13 protein-coding genes and 1 pseudogene are annotated in these 18238 nt (G+C 71.4%); 6 read left to right on the top strand and 8 right to left on the bottom strand.

Features of this window, described 5'->3' with window-relative positions:
- Positions 1–3: 3 nt before the first annotated feature.
- Positions 4–978, bottom strand: coding sequence for a quinone oxidoreductase family protein (locus tag ACFPCY_RS39540; protein ID WP_378264378.1), 975 nt, complete (start codon positions 976–978; stop codon positions 4–6).
- Between the two features lie 107 nt (positions 979–1085).
- Here ACFPCY_RS39540 and ACFPCY_RS39535 point away from each other — a divergent pair, with 107 nt between their 5' ends.
- Positions 1086–1682 (top strand): TetR/AcrR family transcriptional regulator, encoded by a 597-nt coding sequence (locus tag ACFPCY_RS39535; RefSeq protein ID WP_378264376.1) that lies wholly within the window; start codon positions 1086–1088, stop codon positions 1680–1682.
- Positions 1683–1724: 42 nt separating this feature from the next.
- On the opposite strand, the gene ACFPCY_RS39530 is transcribed toward ACFPCY_RS39535, so the two are convergent.
- On the bottom strand, positions 1725–2555 hold the full coding sequence (locus ACFPCY_RS39530) for an SAM-dependent methyltransferase (protein ID WP_378264374.1): 831 nt from the start codon (positions 2553–2555) through the stop codon (positions 1725–1727).
- 216 nt (positions 2556–2771) lie between these two features.
- Between ACFPCY_RS39530 and ACFPCY_RS39525 the strand changes: the two genes are divergently transcribed.
- Positions 2772–3626: a hypothetical protein gene (locus ACFPCY_RS39525; RefSeq protein ID WP_378264372.1), complete on the top strand. Its 855-nt coding sequence runs from the start codon at positions 2772–2774 to the stop codon at positions 3624–3626.
- A 176-nt stretch (positions 3627–3802) separates the two neighbouring features.
- On the opposite strand, the gene ACFPCY_RS39520 is transcribed toward ACFPCY_RS39525, so the two are convergent.
- The 3 genes and pseudogenes from ACFPCY_RS39520 to ACFPCY_RS39510 all read right to left on the bottom strand — a co-directional run bounded on the left by ACFPCY_RS39520 (position 3803) and on the right by ACFPCY_RS39510 (position 8037).
- Positions 3803–6631 (bottom strand): vitamin B12-dependent ribonucleotide reductase, encoded by a 2829-nt coding sequence (locus tag ACFPCY_RS39520; protein WP_378264370.1) that lies wholly within the window; start codon positions 6629–6631, stop codon positions 3803–3805.
- 318 nt (positions 6632–6949) lie between these two features.
- Positions 6950–7402: pseudogene (gene nrdR, locus ACFPCY_RS39515) on the bottom strand (transcriptional regulator NrdR); the annotation flags it as partial.
- Positions 7403–7731: 329 nt separating this feature from the next.
- The gene (locus ACFPCY_RS39510; RefSeq protein WP_378264366.1) at positions 7732–8037 is read right to left on the bottom strand and encodes a LysM peptidoglycan-binding domain-containing protein; all 306 of its coding nucleotides are present in this window, start codon (positions 8035–8037) and stop codon (positions 7732–7734) included.
- A 548-nt stretch (positions 8038–8585) separates the two neighbouring features.
- Here ACFPCY_RS39510 and lexA point away from each other — a divergent pair.
- Positions 8586–9287: a transcriptional repressor LexA gene (lexA, locus tag ACFPCY_RS39505; RefSeq protein ID WP_378264364.1), complete on the top strand. Its 702-nt coding sequence runs from the start codon at positions 8586–8588 to the stop codon at positions 9285–9287.
- A 130-nt stretch (positions 9288–9417) separates the two neighbouring features.
- Here the strand turns inward: lexA and ACFPCY_RS39500 are convergent, their stop codons facing one another.
- Positions 9418–10494 carry an EamA family transporter gene (locus ACFPCY_RS39500; protein WP_378264362.1) on the bottom strand — a complete coding sequence of 359 codons (1077 nt, stop codon included), beginning with the start codon at positions 10492–10494 and terminating at the stop codon, positions 9418–9420.
- Positions 10495–10558: 64 nt separating this feature from the next.
- Positions 10559–13048, bottom strand: coding sequence for a leucine--tRNA ligase (gene leuS / locus ACFPCY_RS39495; RefSeq protein WP_378264360.1), 2490 nt, complete (start codon positions 13046–13048; stop codon positions 10559–10561).
- A gap of 395 nt (positions 13049–13443) precedes the next feature.
- Between leuS and ACFPCY_RS39490 the strand changes: the two genes are divergently transcribed.
- On the top strand, positions 13444–14043 hold the full coding sequence (locus ACFPCY_RS39490) for a lytic polysaccharide monooxygenase auxiliary activity family 9 protein (protein WP_378264358.1): 600 nt from the start codon (positions 13444–13446) through the stop codon (positions 14041–14043).
- A 65-nt stretch (positions 14044–14108) separates the two neighbouring features.
- On the opposite strand, the gene ACFPCY_RS39485 is transcribed toward ACFPCY_RS39490, so the two are convergent.
- On the bottom strand, positions 14109–14723 hold the full coding sequence (locus ACFPCY_RS39485; RefSeq protein ID WP_378264356.1) for a zinc ribbon domain-containing protein: 615 nt from the start codon (positions 14721–14723) through the stop codon (positions 14109–14111).
- 201 nt (positions 14724–14924) lie between these two features.
- Here ACFPCY_RS39485 and ACFPCY_RS39480 point away from each other — a divergent pair, with 201 nt between their 5' ends.
- Positions 14925–16469 carry a long-chain-fatty-acid--CoA ligase gene (locus tag ACFPCY_RS39480; RefSeq protein WP_378264354.1) on the top strand — a complete coding sequence of 515 codons (1545 nt, stop codon included), beginning with the start codon at positions 14925–14927 and terminating at the stop codon, positions 16467–16469.
- A gap of 91 nt (positions 16470–16560) precedes the next feature.
- A complete protein-coding gene (locus ACFPCY_RS39475) occupies positions 16561–18198 on the top strand; it encodes a hypothetical protein (RefSeq protein ID WP_378264352.1) in 1638 nt (545 codons plus the stop codon).
- Positions 18199–18238 lie beyond the last annotated feature (40 nt).

Below are 18238 nucleotides of genomic sequence, written 5' to 3'. Positions count from 1 at the left end.
CCTTTACGGCTCCAGGACGAGGCGGCCGAGCACGGCGCGCTCTTCGAGCAGCCGGTGCGCGCGCACGGGCTCGTCCAGCGGGACGCGCGCGCCGATCACCCCGCGCAGCTTGCCCGAGCGCAGCAGCTCGGTGAGCTCGTCCAGGTCGGCGCGGGCCTGCTCGGGACGGGCGAGCCGGTACGGGAGGAGCGCGAAGCCGATGACCGACCGAAGCGCGAAGACGCTGGTCACGGGCACGCTCGTCAGGTCTCCGGCGGACGCGCCGTAGACGACGGCCCGTCCGAACGGGGCGAGCAGGTTGAGCGTGCGGTGCAGCGCGTCGCCGCCGATGGCGTCGAGCGCGAGGTGGACGCCTTCGGGCGCGGCGGCCTTGACCTGCTCGTCCCAGTCGGCGGCCGTGTGGTCGATGACGGCGTCCGCGCCGAGGTCGGCCAGCAGGTCCCGCTTCTCGGGCGAGCCCGCGGTCGCGATGACCGTCCCGGCCCCGCGGAGCCGCGCGAGCTGCACGGCGAGGTGCCCGATCGTGCCCGCGCCCGCCGTGACCAGGACGGTCTCCCCGGCGGCGACGCGTCCGACGGTGAGGCAGCCGAGCGCGACGGCGCCGGCGAGCGGCAGCAGGCTCGCCTCGGCGGCGTCCAGACCATCCGGTACCGGGACGAGCCAGTCGGCGTCCAGGAGGACCGCATCGGACCAGGCGTCGACCGAAACGGCGGCCACCCGCTTTCCGGTCAGGCCCGGATCGACGTCCGCGCCGGTCCGTTCGACCGTCCCGACGACGTCGCCGGTCAGCGTGCCGGGCAGCTCCCGGTACCAGATCGAGGACGGGTCGGTCTCCCGCCTGAGCTGAACGTCCACGTAGTTCGCGCCGATCACCTCGGCCCGCACAAGCACCTGCCCCGGCCCGGGCTCGGGGACGCCGGCCTCCTCGACCGCGAGCACTTCGGGGCCACCGTGGGCGTGATAGCGCACGTGTCGCATGATGCCTCCTCCGGACGGCCGCGATCGGCCCGCCCGCTAAACTGAACCATCGGTCAACTTGGACGCTACTTGACCGCCGGTCAACTTGTCTACGGGAAGGACGCCCCGTGCCCACCGAACGTGCCGACGCGGCCCGCAACCGGCGCGCGATCCTGGCCGCCACCGAGCGGCTGCTCGCCGAGCACCGCCCGCAGGACATCTCGATGGAGCGGGTCGCGGCGGCGTCCGGCGTCGCCAAGGGGACGGTCTTCCACCGCTTCGGGAACCGCGCCGGGCTGATGCTGGCGCTCATGGTCGAGCGCGCGCACGCGCTGGAGGACGCCGTCCGCACCGGCCCGCCGCCGCTCGGCGAGGGCGCCCCGGACCGCGAGCGCCTGCTCGCCTTCGTGGCCGCGATCGTGGACGTCGTCAGCCGCAACAAGAGCCTGCTCGCCGAGCTCGCCCGCTCCGGCGTGACCGTGCCGTCCAGCGAGGAGTACCACCGGAGCCAGCCGAACCCGCACGCCGTCTACGAGTTCTGGCACGGCCACATCAGCACGCTGCTGCGCGCCGAGAACCCGGCCGTGGACGCCGACACCCTCGCGCACCTCATCCTCGGCGCCCTGCACAGCGACCCGATCCTCGCCCAGCTCACCGACCAGGGCCCCGACCGCCTGAAGGCGGCCCTCCACGCGCTGATCACCGCGCAGCTCGACGCCAAATGAAAAAGGGCCGGGAAACAATCCCGGCCCTCACCTACCTCACCGTCACGGCTTGCGCCCGACTCCCCCGAGGAACCAGACCAGGTCCGAGTCGTCCGCGGGCTGCTGCTCGGGACGCCACCACGGCACCCACACCAGCCCCGGCTCGACCATCTCGAAGTCGCCGAAGAAGCGCTGCACGTCCTCGCGCGACCGCGCGAGCGCGGGCGAGGCCGTCCGGGAGTAGATCTCCTCCAGCCGGTGCACGACGTCGGGACGCAGGTCCGGCGAGCCGTGCGTGATCGCCAGGTAGCTGCCGCTCGGCAGCGCGGCGCGCAGCTCGTCCAGGATCGCGGCCGGCTCCGCGGCGTCCGGCACGAAGTGCAGGATCGCCAGCAGCAGCAGCGCCACCGGACGGTCCAGGTCGAGCAGCCGCCGCACGTCCGGATGCGCGAGGATCTCGCCCGGGTCCCGCAGGTCCGCCTGGATCACCGTGGTCCGGTCGTTGTCGGCGAGCAGCGCCCGCCCGTGCGCGAGCACGACGGGATCGTTGTCCACGTACACGACGCTCGCGTCCGGATTGATCCGCTGCGCGATCTGGTGGACGTTGTCCTGCGTCGGCAGCCCGGTGCCGATGTCGAGGAACTGGTCGATGCCGCACTCCTCGGCGAGGAACCGCACCACGCGTCCCAGGAACGCCCGGTTCTCCCGCACGACCCGCGGGAACAGCGGATCGGCGCGCACCGCCTCGGTGGCACGTTCCCGGTCCACGCCGAGATTGTCCTTGCCGCCGAGCAGGAAGTCGTACATCCGGGCCACCGAGGGCGTCCGCTCCTCGAACTCCGAAGGACGCCACTGCTCCGACCGCACGGAGGGCAGCTCGGTCGGTTCCGCCATGTTCTCCTCGTTCCCCGCTGTGCCGCTGTACACCCGTGAAGATCAGTAAACCAAGCCCGGCCCGTCCCCCGCACCCGTTTCCGCCCACCTCATCACGCCCGTCCCCCCTTCCCCCGACACGACGCACCTGCCCGAAGTACCCCGTCACAGAACCGCCAGGACGCATTCGATGGCCGGCAGGTGAAGGGCGCGTCGTCGTGCAGCGATAATCGGCTGGTGTCCAACATCTACACGGACTTCGTCCGCGTCCACGCGCGGCCCGACGATCAGATCAACGAGGTCGAGGCGCAGTGGATCGCCTGGATGTTGCTCGGACGCAACGGATCCTATTGGGTTCCGGTCTCCATCCGGCGCGGTCCCCAGGGCCGTTACGCCGACATCCAGTACGGCTCTGGAAAGAGCCCCGACATCGTGTCTTTCTGCAGCGACTATGTCGGCAGCCACTACAGCACGATCTGGGGACGGCATTACGACGAGGGCGGCTCGGAGGACGTGATCTGGCAGGACGACGTCAACGACGGCCCGCGCCGGTTCTGCCGATACGGTTTCGACGAGGTGCGCGTGGTCACCGCGGACGGGCAGCCGCCGATGGTTCCGGAAACGTCGTGGCAGCGTCGTGAGGGAGCCTGGTGCGTGGAGGTCGCAGGCAGTTATCGGACCGGTAATGACCGTTCCGCTGACGTCGGACCTTGCGCGACGCCAACGACGGACGTGCCGGACCCCGACCCGGCCGACCTGCCGTTTCCCACACCGACCACCCCGACCACGAACGGCGATGAATTGACGGGCATCGACCCGTCCTGGCTCGCCGCTCTCACCGCCCGCGATTCGACCGCCACGTCGATCGAATACCGCTGGCGGGGCCGGCTCGTTCATTCCGCGTCGTTCCAGGCCGTCGAGCGCTACTACGAAACAGGCCCCAGCTGGCATCACCGCGCCGCCGACGACTGGGACAACTGCCTCGACCCGGAGTTCCTGCGTTTCACCGGCGCGACCGACCTGTTCGCCCCCGCGGAGGTCTACGAACGCGACCGGCAGGATTGGGAATCCGCCACCTGGTACCGCAGGTGATGAGCAGGAGTCCCGAAACAGGATTGGGAATCCGCCACCTGGTACCGCAGGTGACGAGCAGGAGTCCCGAAACAGGCTGAGGGGGACCCGGATCACCTCCGGGTCCCCCTCAGCGTCAGGCGCTATGGCCTAACGGCTCAGGCCGAACGCCGCATTCGCGGCGACTCTGCCGAGCGTCAGCTGCAGCCGCTGGTGGAGCCGCAGCCCTCGCAGACGTAGCAGCTGCCCGCGGGCCGCATCTTGGTGCCGCAGGTCAGGCAGAGCGGAGCGTCGGCGGTGCGGCCCTGGCGCGACTCGATGACCTCGACCGACGAGTGCGGCGCGGACGGCGCCGGAGCGGACGGGGCCGGGGCCGGGGCGCGGGTGATCTCGGCGGACTGGGCCAGGATCTCGCGCTCGGTCTCGGCGTCCGGAGCGTGCAGGGACGCCGGGTCCTCGCCGTTGGCCTGCATCGCGCGCTCGGCGGCGGACAGGATGCCGAGCTCGGAGCGGGTCTCGAAGTCGAGGTGGTCCAGGGCGAGGCGGCGGAAGATGTAGTCCATCACCGAGGTCGCCATGCGGATGTCCGGGTCGTCGGTCATGCCCGCCGGCTCGAAGCGCATGTTGGTGAACTTCTCGACCCAGGTCTCCAGCGGCACGCCGTACTGGAGGCTGATGGAGATCGCCATGGAGAAGGCGTCCATCACGCCGGCGAGGGTCGAGCCCTGCTTGCCGAGCTTGAGGAAGACCTCGCCGAGGCCGTCGTCCGGGTAGGACGAGGCGGTCATGTAGCCCTCGGCGCCCGCGACGGAGAACCGGGTGACCATCGCCGGACGCTGCTTCGGCAGCCGCTTGCGGACGGGCCGCACCTCGACCGGCGCCGCGGCGGTCTCGGCCTTCGGCTCCTCCTTCTTGCCCGCGGCGGACAGCGGCTGGCCGACCTTGCAGTTGTCGCGGTAGATCGCCAGGGCCTTCAGGCCGAGCTTCCAGCCCTCGTAGTAGACCTTCTCGATGTCCTCGACGGTCGCCTGCTCGGGCATGTTGACCGTCTTGGAGATCGCGCCGGACAGGAACGGCTGGACGGCCGCCATCATCCGGACGTGCCCCATCGGGGAGATCGCGCGCTCGCCCATCGCGCAGTCGAACACCTCGTAGTGCTCGGGGCGCAGGCCCGGCGCGTCCACGACGTGACCGTGCTCGGCGATGTACTCGACGATCGCCTCGATCTGCTCCTGCTGGTAGCCGAGCTTGGCGAGGGCGCGCGGCACGGTCAGGTTGACGATCTGCATGGAGCCGCCGCCGACGAGCTTCTTGAACTTCATCAGCGCGAGGTCCGGCTCGATGCCGGTGGTGTCGCAGTCCATCATCAGGCCGATGGTGCCGGTCGGCGCGAGCAGCGACGCCTGCGCGTTGCGGTAGCCGTTCTTCTCGCCGGTCTTGAGGCACTCCTGCCACTGCTTGGTCGCGGCGGCGTGGATGGCCTTGTCGATCTCGTCCAGCGTGCGGATCTCGTCGTTGGCCGCGGCGTGCTTGCGCATCACGCGCTTGTGCGCGTCGGCGTTGCGGGCGTAGCCCGCGTACGGGCCGACGACGCCCGCGATCTCGGCGGAGCGGCGGTAGGCGACGCCGGTCATCAGGGACGTGATCGTCGCGGCGAGCGAGCGGCCGCCCTCGGAGTCGTAGGCGTGGCCGGTCGCCATCAGCAGCGCGCCGAGGTTGGCGTAGCCGATGCCGAGCTGGCGGTAGTCCCGGGTCGTCTCGCCGATCTTCTCGGTCGGGAAGTCGGCGAAGGTGATCGAGATGTCCATCGCGGTGATGATCAGCTCGGTCATCTTGACGAAGTTCTGCACGTCGAAGGTGCCGTCGGCGCGCAGGAACTTCAGCAGGTTGATGGAGGCGAGGTTGCAGGACGAGTTGTCCAGCGACATGTACTCCGAGCACGGGTTGGACGCGGTGATCCGGCCGGTCTCGGGGTTGGTGTGCCAGTCGTTGATCGTGTCGTCGTACTGGATGCCCGGGTCGGCGCACTCCCAGGCGGCCTGCGCCATCCGGCGGAACAGGTCCTTGGCCTTGATGGTCTCGATGACCTCGCCGTTCAGCCGGCCGCGCAGCCCGAACTCGCCGTCGGTCTCGACCGCGCGCATGAACTCGTCGGAGACGCGGACGGAGTTGTTGGCGTTCTGGTACTGGACCGAGTTGATGTCCTTGCCGCCGAGGTCCATGTCGAACCCGGCGTCCCGGAGCGCGCGGATCTTGTCCTCCTCGCGCGCCTTGGTGTCGATGAACTCGGCGATGTCGGGGTGGTCCACGTCGAGCACGACCATCTTGGCGGCCCGGCGGGTCGCGCCGCCCGACTTGATCGTCCCGGCGGAGGCGTCCGCGCCGCGCATGAACGACACCGGGCCGGACGCGGTGCCGCCGGACGACAGCAGCTCCTTGGACGAGCGGATCCGGGACAGGTTCAGGCCCGCGCCCGAACCGCCCTTGAAGATGATCCCCTCTTCCTTGTACCAGTCGAGGATCGACTCCATCGTGTCGTCCACCGACAGGATGAAGCACGCCGAGACCTGCTGCGGCGCGTTCGTCCCGACGTTGAACCACACCGGCGAGTTGAAGCTGAACATCTGGTGCGCCAGGGCGTGGGTCAGCTCGTGCTCGAAGATCTCGGCGTCGGCGTCCGAGGCGAAGTAGCCGTGCTCGACGCCGGTCGTCACGTACATCCGGACGACCCGGTCGATGAGCTGCTTCAGGCTGTGCTCGCGCTGCGGCGTGCCGACCGCGCCGCGGAAGTACTTCGAGGTGACGATGTTGACGGCGTTCACCGACCAGAAGTCGGGGAACTCCACGCCGCGCTGCTCGAAGTTGACCGAGCCGTCGCGCCAGTTGGTCATGACGACGTCCCGGCGCTCCCAGGTGATCTCGTCGTACGGGTGGACGCCGGGCGTGGTGAAGATCCGCTCGACCTTCAGGCCCTTGCGGCCCCCCTTGCCGCGCTTGGCCGCCGAGCCGCTCACCGTCTCCGTCATGAACCCTCCCCCTCTCGGGCCCGCCCGCCGGGGGCCCTGTCCAGGTAAAACGCCGTCCAGGGGCCGCCTCATCCCGCCCCGGGCGCTGAAAAACCGCTGCTGAAGTCTGTTGTCGCGATGCCGTGATCTGTTGTCGCGATGCGGTCCGCGCCCCTAGCGGGACGCGCCGCCGCCCGCGGGAGGTCGCTCTCCCGCGCCTTGCGGGGCGGCCTCGGCCGCCGCCGCGCCACCGCCGGGGGAACGTCCCCCCGTGGCGTCCCCCGGGCCGTCCGGGCCGTCCGGCGCTCCGGACCCGCCCGCTCGGGCCTCGCCGGGGTCGGAACCGCCGGCCGCCCGGCGCAGTGCCTCGATCTCGCGCGCGAAGTCGTCCAGCGACTCGAAGCTCCGGTACACCGAGGCGAACCGCAGGTAGGCGACCTCGTCCAGCTCTCCGAGCGGACCCAGGATGGCCAGCCCCACCTCATGCGAGGGGATCTCGGCCGCTCCGGTCGCGCGCAGCGCCTCCTCGACCCGCTGGCCGAGCTTGGCCAGCGCGTCCTCGTCGACCGGGCGGCCCTGGCAGGCCCGGCGCACCCCGGCGACGATCTTCTCGCGGGAGAACGGCTCGGTGACCCCGCTGCGCTTGGCCACCATGAGCAGGACGTTCTCCTGGGTGGTGAACCGCTTGCCGCACTCCGGGCACGACCGGCGGCGCCGGATGGCGGCCCCGTCGTCGGTGGAACGGCTGTCGATCACCTTGGTGTCGGGATTGCGGCAGAACGGGCAGTGCACGCGTCCCTCCCTCTCCCGACGGTCAAACCACGTCCACGGAACCGTCCGCACAAGACACAACTTGTGGTTAATGACGTCCGTGTAACTACTAGATGTTGTGGTCAACCGTAGAGCGCGCCGGACGGCTGCGCAACCTGGAACGCGCGCCCCACGCGTAGACCCTGGTCACACCGAGCCTGCCGCCGGAACCTCCGGCGTGTCGCGCCCGCGCGCTCACCGACCGTCACCGCCAAACCGGCTACGACCTGCGAGAACACGACCCGCGACGGCTCGCTTCCCGCGCGTGTCGCCGGCGCCGTCCGGCCGGACGCGACCGTCCGGCGGCACGTTCAGGAGGCGGGCACGCGGAGGCGCTGGCCCGGCTGGACGAGCGCGTCCTCCGGGAGGCCGTTCAGCCTCAGGATCCGCTGGACGGTCCGGCGCGTGTCCGCGCGGGGCTCGGCCCGCTCGGCGATGCCCCACAGGGTGTCGCCGGGCCGCACCTCGACCTGGACAACCTTAGGGGCGTCCGGCACCGGACGCGCCGGATGATCTCCCCCGCCCGCCCGCGCCACCAGCGCCCCCGCGCCCCACAGCGCGAGCAGCACGACCGCCGCCGCGAACACGACCACCACGACCCGCCCCCGCCGCGTCAACCGCACTCCGCCCCGCGCCACCCCGCCCCGCACGACTTCGCCCCGCGCGGCGTCACCCCGCACGACTCCGTCACGCGCGCGCCCGCGAACCCGAACCCGATCGACCTCGGACCCACGCATCCCATCGACCGCGGACAGGCGAACCGGTGGCCGCCCGACCGCGGACCGGCGAGCCGGAGGCCGCTGAACATCGGGACGGCGAGCCGGAGGCGTCCCGACCACGGGCGCGGGTGGGCTTTCGGGCAATGGGTGGACGAGTCGGAGGTGAGTGCGCGGACGCGGGCCTTTATGGCGCAGCCAAACGGGATCGCCCGCGGCCACCCGTCCCCTGTGAGGCATTTGCGCCGCCATGTCGACCCCCTTCGCCACGTGCCGCCCGCCACCGCTGATCGAAAATAATTTCGATCGAACGCATGTACGATGTTGTAGCGCACGCCGGGACGGAAATCGAGGACCATCTTCGAACAATTGTTTGATCATCAAGCGGATCCGCGATATCGTGCCGTGACGAGGAGTGACGGAGCGACGCGCCGGGAGGCGAACGAGCGATGAGCAGCAAGGTCCGGGAGCTGCCCGACGGTCCGAGCGACGAGAGCGGCCTGACCCAGCGCCAGCGCATGGTGCTGGAGGTCATCCGCGACTCGGTGACCCGGCGCGGCTATCCGCCGTCGATGCGCGAGATCGGCGAGGCGGTCGGGCTGACCAGCACCTCCAGCGTGTCGCACCAGCTCCGCGCGCTCCAGCGCAAGGGGTACCTGCGCCGCGACCCGAACCGGCCGCGCGCCGTGGAGGTCCGGGTGCCGGGCGCGACCCCCGTCCGCACCGAGGACGAGACCTTCGAGTCGCCCGGCGTCGTGGACTCGGCCGGCCGCACCGCGCCCGCGTACGTCCCGCTCGTCGGCCGGATCGCCGCCGGTGGCCCGATCCTCGCCGAGGAGGCCGTCGAGGACGTGTTCGCGCTGCCGAAGCAGCTGGTCGGCGAGGGCACGCACTTCCTGCTGAAGGTCACCGGCGACTCGATGATCGAGGCCGCCATCGCCGACGGCGACTGGGTCGTCGTCCGGCAGCAGCCGGTCGCCGAGCAGGGCGACATCGTGGCCGCCATGATCGACGGCGAGGCCACCGTGAAGACCTTCAAGCGCCGCGACGGGCACATCTGGCTGATGCCGGCCAACGCGGCCTACGACCCGATCCCCGGCGACGAGGCGAGCGTCCTCGGCCGCGTGGTCGCCGTCCTGCGCAAGATGTAGCCGCCCCCGGCGCCCGCACGTCCTCCGGTGCGCGTCCGCTCAGCAGCGCCCGTCCGACTCCCGGTCTCCCCGGGCATGGACGGGCCGAGAGCGGGCGCGCATTCGGCTCACCGGCTCGCCTCCCGGCGGCTCACCCGAGGCTGATCAGGGCGATCGCCGCGGCGGCGAAGCCGAGCCCGGCGACCTGGGCGCGTCCGACGCGTTCGCGGAGCACGCCGAGGCCCAGCACCACCGGGATGACCGGGTAGAGCGCGGTCAGCACGACCGCGAGCGTCATGAGCTGCTCGTGGGTCGCGAGCAGGTACAGCGTCATCGCGACCGTGCCCAGCATGCCCGTGCCCAGCGCGCCCGCTACCGTCCCCGCACTCATGCGCACGCGCGCCAGCCCCCGTTTCGCACGCGCGCGCTCTTCCGCCGCCGATCGCCCGTCTTCGGGCTCGCGCACATGCCACACCGTCTGCGAGGCGAGCACCCGTTGCCGCGCCGGTTCGTCGGCCTCGCGCCACATCGCGGACGCCATCGGCAAGATCGCCACGACGGACGCCACCCGCGACGCGACGAGCGGCCACAGCCCCGCGTCGCTTCCCGTCCGCGCGAGCGCGACGAACTGGACCGCGAACGCGACCCCCGCGACCAGCGCGTCCCGCGTCCCCGCAGAACCGCCCACCCGCACGAACGACGCCCAGTCCCGTGAACCTCCGCCCCGCAACGCCGAGCTCCGCGAACCCCGGCCCCGCGAACCTCCGCCCCGCGAACCCCCGCCCTGCTTTCCCGCATCGGCAGAGGCCTGCGACGACGCGGCCGGACGAGCGACCAGGTACAGCGCCGGGATGGCCGCGGCCATCCCCACCCAGGCGAACGCGCCCGGACGTTCGGACAGCACCAGCACCCCGACGAGCACCGGGAGCGCCACGGCCGCCACGTCGCTCAGCGGCACGACGACGCTGAAGTCGCCCTCCCCCAGCGCGCGGTAGAGGAACGCCACGCCGACGCCCGTCCCCACTCCGGAGAGCGCGCCCCAGGCCAGGTCGCCGGGCGTGACGTGCGGCGCGGCGAACCAGGGCGCGGCCAGCAGGGCGATGAGCGTGCCGCCGAGCTGGGCGACGAGCGCCACGGCCGTCGCGTCCACGCGGCGGGACAGCAGGCCGCTCAGGAAGTGCGTGGTGCCGAAACCGACCGCCGCCGCCAGTGCCAACGCCTCGCCCACAGCCCCTCCCGGAGATCGACCGCCGGGAGCAGTGATCTCCGGGAGAGCCGGGACGAAACCGGCGTCAGCGCTTCGGCACGATGTTCACGATCTTCGGGGCGCGGACGATGACCTTGGCGATCTCCGCGCCGCCCAGCGCCTCCCGGACCTTGGCCGAGTCCAGCGCCAGCCGCTCCAGTTCGTCGGCGGCGATCGCGGGCGGGACGTCCAGCCGGTCGCGGACCTTGCCCGCGACCTGCACGACGCAGGTCACCGACTCCTCGACCAGCAGCGCCGGGTCGGCCTGCGGCCAGCCGGCCTTGATGACCGGGGCGGGCCGGCCCAGCACCGACCACGCCTCCTCGGAGGTGTAGGGCGCGAACAGCGACAGCGTGACCGCGATCGTCTCGGCGGCCTCCCGGACGGCCGGGTCCGCGGCGCCCGGGCCGGAGTCGATCGCGCGCCGCGCGGCCGACACCAGCTCCATGATCCGCGCGATCGCGACGTTGAACCGGCCCGCCTCGACCAGCGAGGTGACCTCGTCGATCGTGCGGTGGGTGACGCGGCGCAGCGCGGCGTCGCCCAGCGCGGGGTCGGCGCCCGGCTCGGCCCGGACCTCGGACGCGATGCGGTGCACGCGGCCCAGGAACTTCAGCATGCCGTGCGGGGAGACGTCGGCCCAGTCGATGTCGTCCTCCGGCGGGCCGGAGAACAGCATCGCCAGCCGGACGACGTCCACGCCGAACTCGTCGATCTGCTCGCCCAGGTCGACCAGGTTGCCGGTGGACTTGGACATCCCGCTGCCGTTCAGGATGACCTGGCCCTGGTTCATCAGGCGGCGGAACGGCTCGGTGAAGTCCACCATGCCCATGTCGTACAGGACCTTGGTGAAGAACCGGCTGTACAGCAGGTGCAGGATGGCGTGCTCGACGCCGCCGGTGTACTGGTCGACCGGCATCCACTTCCGGACGGCCTCGACGTCGAACGGCCCGCCGGTGTAGCGCGGCGAGCAGTACCGGAAGTAGTACCAGGACGAGTCGACGAAGGTGTCCATGGTGTCGGTGTCGCGCCGGGCCGCGCCGCCGCACTTGGGGCACTCGACGTTCACCCAGTCGTGCGCGGACGCCAGCGGCGACTCGCCCTTCGGCGCCAGGTCGGCGCCGCGCAGGTTGTCCGGCAGCGTCACGGGCAGCTGGTCGTCGGGGACGGGGACCTCGCCGCACGCCTCGCAGTGGACGATCGGGATCGGGCAGCCCCAGAACCGCTGCCGGGAGACCAGCCAGTCGCGCAGCCGGAAGTTCACCGCCGCCTTGCCGGTGCCGCGCTCGGCCAGCAGCTCGATGATCTTGGCGATGCCGTCCGCCTTGGACAGCCCGTCGATCGGGCCGGAGTTGACGATCCGGCCGTCCCCGGCGGTGGCGACGCCGGTCTCGGCCGGGTCGGGCTCGCCGGTGTCGACCACGACGCGGACCGGCAGCCCGAACTTCAGCGCGAAGTCCAGGTCGCGCTGGTCGTGCGCCGGGACGGCCATGATCGCGCCGTGCCCGTAGTCGGCCAGCACGTAGTCGGCGGCCCAGACCGGGATGCGCTCGCCGTTCACCGGGTTGACCGCGTAGCGGCCCAGGAAGACGCCGGTCTTCTCGCGCTCGGTGGACAGCCGCTCGATCTCGCTCTCGCGGGAGACCTCGTCGCGGTAGGCCTCGAACGCGGCGCGCTGCTCGGGCGCGACGATCTCCTCGGCCAGCGCGGCGTCGGCGGCGACGACCATGAACGTCGCGCCGAACAGGGTGTCGGGGCGGGTGGTGTAGACGGTGACCGGCTCGTCCCGGCCCTCGATGACGAAGTCGACGTCGGCGCCGGTGGAGCGGCCGATCCAGTTGCGCTGCATCAGCAGGACGCGCTCGGGCCAGTTGCCCTCCAGCTGGTCCATGTCGTCCAGCAGGCGGTCCGCGTAGTCGGTGATCTTGAAGTACCACTGGGTCAGCACGCGCTTCTCGACCAGCGCGCCGCAGCGCTCGCAGTGCCCGCCGACGACCTGCTCGTTGGCCAGCACGGTCTGGTCGTTGGGGCACCAGTTGACCTGGCCGCCCTTGCGGTAGGCCAGGCCGCGCTCGTGGAAGCGCAGGAACAGCCACTGCGTCCACCGGTAGTACTCGGGGTCGGAGGTGTGCAGCCGCCGGGACCAGTCGAAGGACGGCGCGTACCGGCGGAACGACCCGGCCTGCGTCTCGATGTTGGCGTAGGTCCACTCGGCGGGGTGCGAGTCGCGCTTGATCGCGGCGTTCTCGGCGGGCAGGCCGAAGGAGTCCCAGCCGATGGGGTGCAGCACGTTGAAGCCGCGCTGGAACCAGTACCGGGCCGGGACGTCGCCGATCGCGAACGCCTCGGCGTGGCCCATGTGCAGGTCACCGGACGGGTAGGGGAACATGTCCAGCGCGTAGCGACGCTCGCGGCCGTCGTCCTCCTCGGCGGCGGCGAACGGCAGGAGCTCGGCCCACCGTGCCTGCCACGTGTCCTGAACCGCCCGGGGGTCGTACTGCTCGTCGCTGCTCACGGTCGCTACTCCGGTCCTCAACTCAAACGGGATGTCCGGCTGTCCTGGGGTTCGTGGGTCCCGGGGGTCGGTGCCGCACCGGCCCCGGAACATGAGAAGACCCCTCGCACAGGAGGGGTCGCCGCGCCGACGTGTCAGAGTCGCGTCAACGCGGCGGTCCAAGGAGCAGCCTGGCTCGCATACCCCAAGAGTAGCGCAGGGGCAAGGCCCGCGCCCTCCGGGACAACCGACCGGCCTGCACGAGGCTTGCGCCAGGCCCGCGCGAGGGCCGTGCCGGCCGGGCGCCGGGCGGTCAGGGGTTGACGGGCATCCGACAGGAAGGTTTCTTGTCGGTAAGGACCGGGAGAGGGGACGGCCCGGCCTTGCGACCGCTCCGGAGCCCCGCCCCGAGGGGCTCCCCCGCCGAGGAGACGCGCATGCCCACAGCGCCCAGAAAGACCACGCTCCTGCTCGCCGCCGTCGCCGGACTCGGCCTGCCGCTGCTCAGCGCGGCGCCGGCCCTCGCGCACGGCTACACCACCGCTCCGCCCAGCCGGGCCCTGCTCTGCCACCAGGGCGTCGTCAAGAACTGCGGCCCGATCCAGTGGGAGCCGCAGAGCACCGAGGGGCCGAAGGGGTTCCCGAGCGCGGGACCCGCCGACGGCACGATCTGCGCCGCCGGGGACTCGCGCTGGGCTCCGCTGGACGATCCCCGCAACGGCACCTGGCCCGCGGCGTCCGTGCCGCCCGGGTCGTCCTACACCTTCACCTGGCACCTCACGGCCGCGCACGCCACGACCTCGTTCCGCTACTTCGTCACGCGGGACGGCTGGAACCCGACGCAGCCGCTCACCCGCGCCCAGCTCGACCTGACGCCGTTCCTGACGGTCAACTACAACGGCAAGATCCCGCCGTACGACGTCTCGCACACCGGGACGCTGCCCGCCAAGCACGGACGGCACATGATCCTCGCCGTCTGGACGATCGCCGACACCGGCAACGCGTTCTACCAGTGCTCTGACGTCAACTTCGGTTGAGCCGCGCAACGACGAGGCCGCCCGCCGTCCCGAAGGAGGGACGGCGGGCGGCCCGTCGTCGGTTCTCAGCGGCCGGACGACTCGCGCGCCAGCGACAGCACGCCGGTGACCTGGACGCGGGTCAGCGCCAGGTCGGCGCCGACGGCGTTCAGCGTCTCCTCCTCGGAGAAGGTGAGCGGGCCGTCCAGCAGGCCGATCTCGGCGGCGGCGCGCAGGATGTTCTCGCGGGCCTCGGGGGCGAGGGTGTCGGCCGAGCGGGCCATCTCGACGCGGATGTCGTCGAAGGAGCGGCCGAGGTCGGCGTCCAGCGCGGCCTCGTCGTACTCGATCCCCGCCTGCCGGACGACCTCGACCGCGCGCGCCCGCGCGGCGGCGTTCGAGGAGTCGCCGGAGCGCAGCACCTGGACGATCGCCATCCGCAGCAGCACGCCCGGCATCGTGGAGAGCTGCGCGCTGGTCGGGACGGCGAGGACGGCGGTGGTCCAGCGCCCGTGGCAGGTGTCGCACTCGACGATCTCGGGGCCGGTCTTGTTCAGCGGCAGCACCGGGATGAAGAACAGGGTGAAGAAGTTGCGTCCCTGGCGGCGGCGGAAGTCCCGGTCGCCGCCGCAGTTCGGGCAGTGGAACACGCCCCGGGCGAGCGTGAAGTACACGACCCGGAAGCCGAAAATGATCAGCACTGGCCCGATCCCCTCTGTCGTTTTCGCCGCCAGCCTAGCGACCAATCGCGACACACCCGTCCGAGCGGGGCGTTCAGCTTCCTTCCAGGAAGGAACCGCACGTCAGGGCTGGCGCGGCATGGCGGACATGAGCCAGGATGTGGCAAAACTGCATAAACTCGTCAGTAATAACCGCCTGGTGACTTCGGCGCGAGGAGTGCCATGTACAACCTGTCCGTCCTGCTGGAGGACGCCGCCCGCGAGACGCCCGACCGCGACGCCCTCGTCTTCGGCGACCTGAGGCTCTCCTACACGTTCGTCAACACGGTCGCGAACCAGGTGGCGAACCTGCTGCGCGCCCGCGGGATCGGGCCGGGCGACAAGATCGCGCTCTCCTCGCCGAACCTGCCCTACTTCCCGATGGTCTACTTCGGGGCGCTCAAGGCGGGCGCGGTCGTCGTCCCGCTGAACGTGCTGCTCAAGCCGCGCGAGATCGCCTACCACCTGTCCGACTCGGACGCGAAGGCGTTCTTCTGCTTCGAGGGCACCCCGCAGCTCCCGCTCGGCGAGTCCGGGCACGCCGGGTTCGAGCGGGCCGAGGGCTGCGAGCACTTCTTCCTGCTGCCCGCGAACCCGGCCGCGACCGAGTCCCCGATCGAGGGCGCCGAGCTGTTCTGGGCCGCGCTGGCGGGCCAGTCCGGCGAGTTCGAGCCGCACCCGACCGAGCCGACCGACACCGCGGTGATCATCTACACCAGCGGGACGACCGGCCAGCCGAAGGGCGCGGAGCTGTCGCACAGCAACCTGCTGACGAACGCGATGCTCGACGACACGCTCTTCAAGCGCAGCGCGCACGACACCACGCTCGTCACGCTGCCGCTGTTCCACATCTTCGGCCAGACCTGCGTGATGAACGTCAGCCTCTACCGCCGCGCGACGATGGTCATGCAGCCGCGGTTCGACGCCGACGAGGCGATCAAGCTGATGGTCAAGGAGAAGGTGAACGTCTTCGCCGGCGTCCCGACGATGTACTGGGGCCTGCTCACGCACGAGACGTCGCCCGAGGACGTCGCCACCATCCGGGAGAACCTGAACGTCGCCGTGTCCGGCGGCGCGGCCCTCCCGATGGAGGTGCTGAACGGCATCAAGGAGAAGTTCGGCGTCCAGGTGCTGGAGGGCTACGGCCTGTCCGAGACCTCGCCGGTGGCGTCGTTCAACCGCCCGGACCGTCCGGCCAAGCCGGGCTCGATCGGCCTGCCGATCTGGGGCGTCGAGATGAAGCTGATCACCGACGACTGGAAGGACGTCGAGGGCGAGGGCCCCGGCGAGATCGCGATCCGCGGGCACAACGTCATGAAGGGCTACTACGGCCGGCCCGAGGCGACCGAGGCCGCGATCCGGGACGGCTGGTTCCGCACCGGCGACATCGCCCGCCGCGACGACGAGGGCTACTACTACATCGTCGACCGGTCCAAGGACATGATCATCCGCGGCGGGTACAACGTGTACCCGCGCGAGCTCGAAGAGGTCCTGATGACCCACCCGGACGTCTCCCTGGTGGCCGTCGTCGGCGTCCCGCACGACTCGCACGGCGAGGAGATCAAGGCGTACGTGATCCGCACGCCCGGCTCGTCCCTCACCGAGGACGAGCTGATCGCGTGGGGCAGGGAGCAGTTCGCGAACTACAAGTACCCGCGCATCGTGGAGTTCCGCGAGGAGCTGCCGATGACCGCGACCGGCAAGATCCTCAAGCGCGAGCTCCGCTAGGAACCGCTCGGGAAAGGCTTCGGCCCCTTCGGCGAACCTCTCGTGACGGCGGCGCGCCCAGCGCCGCCGTCTTTCCGGCGAGAGGAAACGCATGGTTTTCAAGGCAGCGGTGGCGGCCACGACAGCGGCGCTCTCCGTGGGCACGGCCCTCGCGGGAGCGGCGGTCCCCGCCAGTGCGTCGCCGCCCGGGCCGGGGCGGCACGAAGCCTTCACGCGCACCGTCCGGACGGGCTCGGACGGCGAGGCCAAGGCCCGCCGTCCGCACCTGAAGAAGGCGGCGGGAGAGCACGTCCTGAAGGTGGACGTCCTGGACCGCGAGGGCAAGGCGCCCTCGACCGACCGCGACAGCCGCCTCTACGTCTGGCCGCTGAACGGCGACATGCCGACCGGCCTCGACGTCGAGAACGGCCACGCCGAAGGCCCCGTTCCGGACGGCGAGTACATCGTCTACAGCAAGATCTACGACACCGCGCCGGACGGCCGCACCTCGGCCGCGCTGATGTACCTGCCCAAGGTCACCATCGCCGCCGACACCGCCCTCACGCTCGACGCGCGGACGACCCGTCCCGTCCGGGTGACGGCCGACCGTCCGGACGCAGCGCCGCTCGCGACCGCCGCCGTCATCTCCCAGAGGCTCGGCGACCACGTCCAGTGGATGACCGAGATCGACGGGAACGACCTGTACGTGACCCCGCAGCCGGCGGGCGGTGACCTCGCGTTCCACGTGCTGGCCGTCCTGACGCGCGGCGGCGTGGAGAAGGGCAGCCCGTACGCCTACAACATCGCCACGACGGCGCAGGGCATCCCGGCCGACCCGAGCGTCCATGTCCGCGAGGCCGAGATGGCGCGGGTCCGCACCCGCTACGCGAGCGAGGGCGCTCCCGGGTGCGTCGGCGGCCACGCCATGGCGGACCTGGGCCTCGAAGCTGGGATCGGCCTCTACGAGGCGCCGGGCGCGCTTCCCGCCGAACGCGTCGAGTACTACACGCCGGGCGTGAAGTGGGACTTGAACCGCGGGCTCACCGACGCGTCCTGCTCGTTCCAGAGCCTCGACTACTACGAACGGCAGGAGCGGTTCCCGGCGCCCGGCCGCTACACCCGCACCTGGAACACCGCGCCGGTCGCCGCGTCGGCGGGCACCTTCACTCCCGACCACGACGGCCAGAACTTCGTCCAGGTGCCGATGCTGAGCACCGCCGACACGATCTCGGGTCCCGGCCCCGACGCGTCCAGCCAGGGGACGACGACGCTGACCGACGCCTCGGGCGCGATGGTCGCGACCAGCAGCATTCCCGGCGTGCTCGACGGCTGGGAGCCCGCCAAGCCCGGCCCGCACACCCTCACCGTGGACGACCGCCGCTCCGCCCCCTGGTCGGCCCTCTCCACCCGCCAGCACATCGTCTGGAACCTCAACGTCACCGACCCGAAGGCGACCCTGCCGCTGGGCGTCGTCCGCTACCGCGTCCCCGGCCTGGACGCCTCCAACCGCGCCGCCGCGAGCGCGCGCCAGACGATCACCCTCACCCCGGACACCCTGCCCGCCTCCAGTGCGCCCAAGCTGTGGACGTCCACCGACAGCGGCACCACCTGGCAGCCCGTCCCGGTGACCGCCACCGACCAGGGCTGGAAGGCCACCTTCACCAACCCGCCCAAGGGCACGGTCTCCCTCCGCGCGCAGGTCCCCGGAGTCGTCGACCAGACCCTGATCGACGCCTACGGCCTCCGCTGACCGCCCCGGCGTCCCGGCTTCCTCCGAGGCCGGGACGCCG

Origin of the sequence: Actinomadura gamaensis, assembly GCF_042652125.1 — a bacterium.
Lineage (GTDB): Bacteria > Actinomycetota > Actinomycetes > Streptosporangiales > Streptosporangiaceae > Spirillospora > Spirillospora gamaensis.
This window is presented reverse-complemented; position numbering and strand designations above follow the sequence as displayed.

What these genes read in the sequence shown, in the direction of transcription:
- lexA (WP_378264364.1), top strand. Translation starts at nt 8,586, where the DNA reads ATGAGCAGCAAGGTCCGGGAGCTGCCCGACGGTCCGAGCGACGAGAGC.
- ACFPCY_RS39530 (WP_378264374.1), bottom strand. Translation starts at nt 2,555, where the DNA reads ATGGCGGAACCGACCGAGCTGCCCTCCGTGCGGTCGGAGCAGTGGCGT.
- ACFPCY_RS39480 (WP_378264354.1), top strand. Translation starts at nt 14,925, where the DNA reads ATGTACAACCTGTCCGTCCTGCTGGAGGACGCCGCCCGCGAGACGCCC.
- ACFPCY_RS39540 (WP_378264378.1), bottom strand. Translation starts at nt 978, where the DNA reads ATGCGACACGTGCGCTATCACGCCCACGGTGGCCCCGAAGTGCTCGCG.
- ACFPCY_RS39490 (WP_378264358.1), top strand. Translation starts at nt 13,444, where the DNA reads ATGCCCACAGCGCCCAGAAAGACCACGCTCCTGCTCGCCGCCGTCGCC.
- ACFPCY_RS39475 (WP_378264352.1), top strand. Translation starts at nt 16,561, where the DNA reads ATGGTTTTCAAGGCAGCGGTGGCGGCCACGACAGCGGCGCTCTCCGTG.
- ACFPCY_RS39520 (WP_378264370.1), bottom strand. Translation starts at nt 6,631, where the DNA reads ATGACGGAGACGGTGAGCGGCTCGGCGGCCAAGCGCGGCAAGGGGGGC.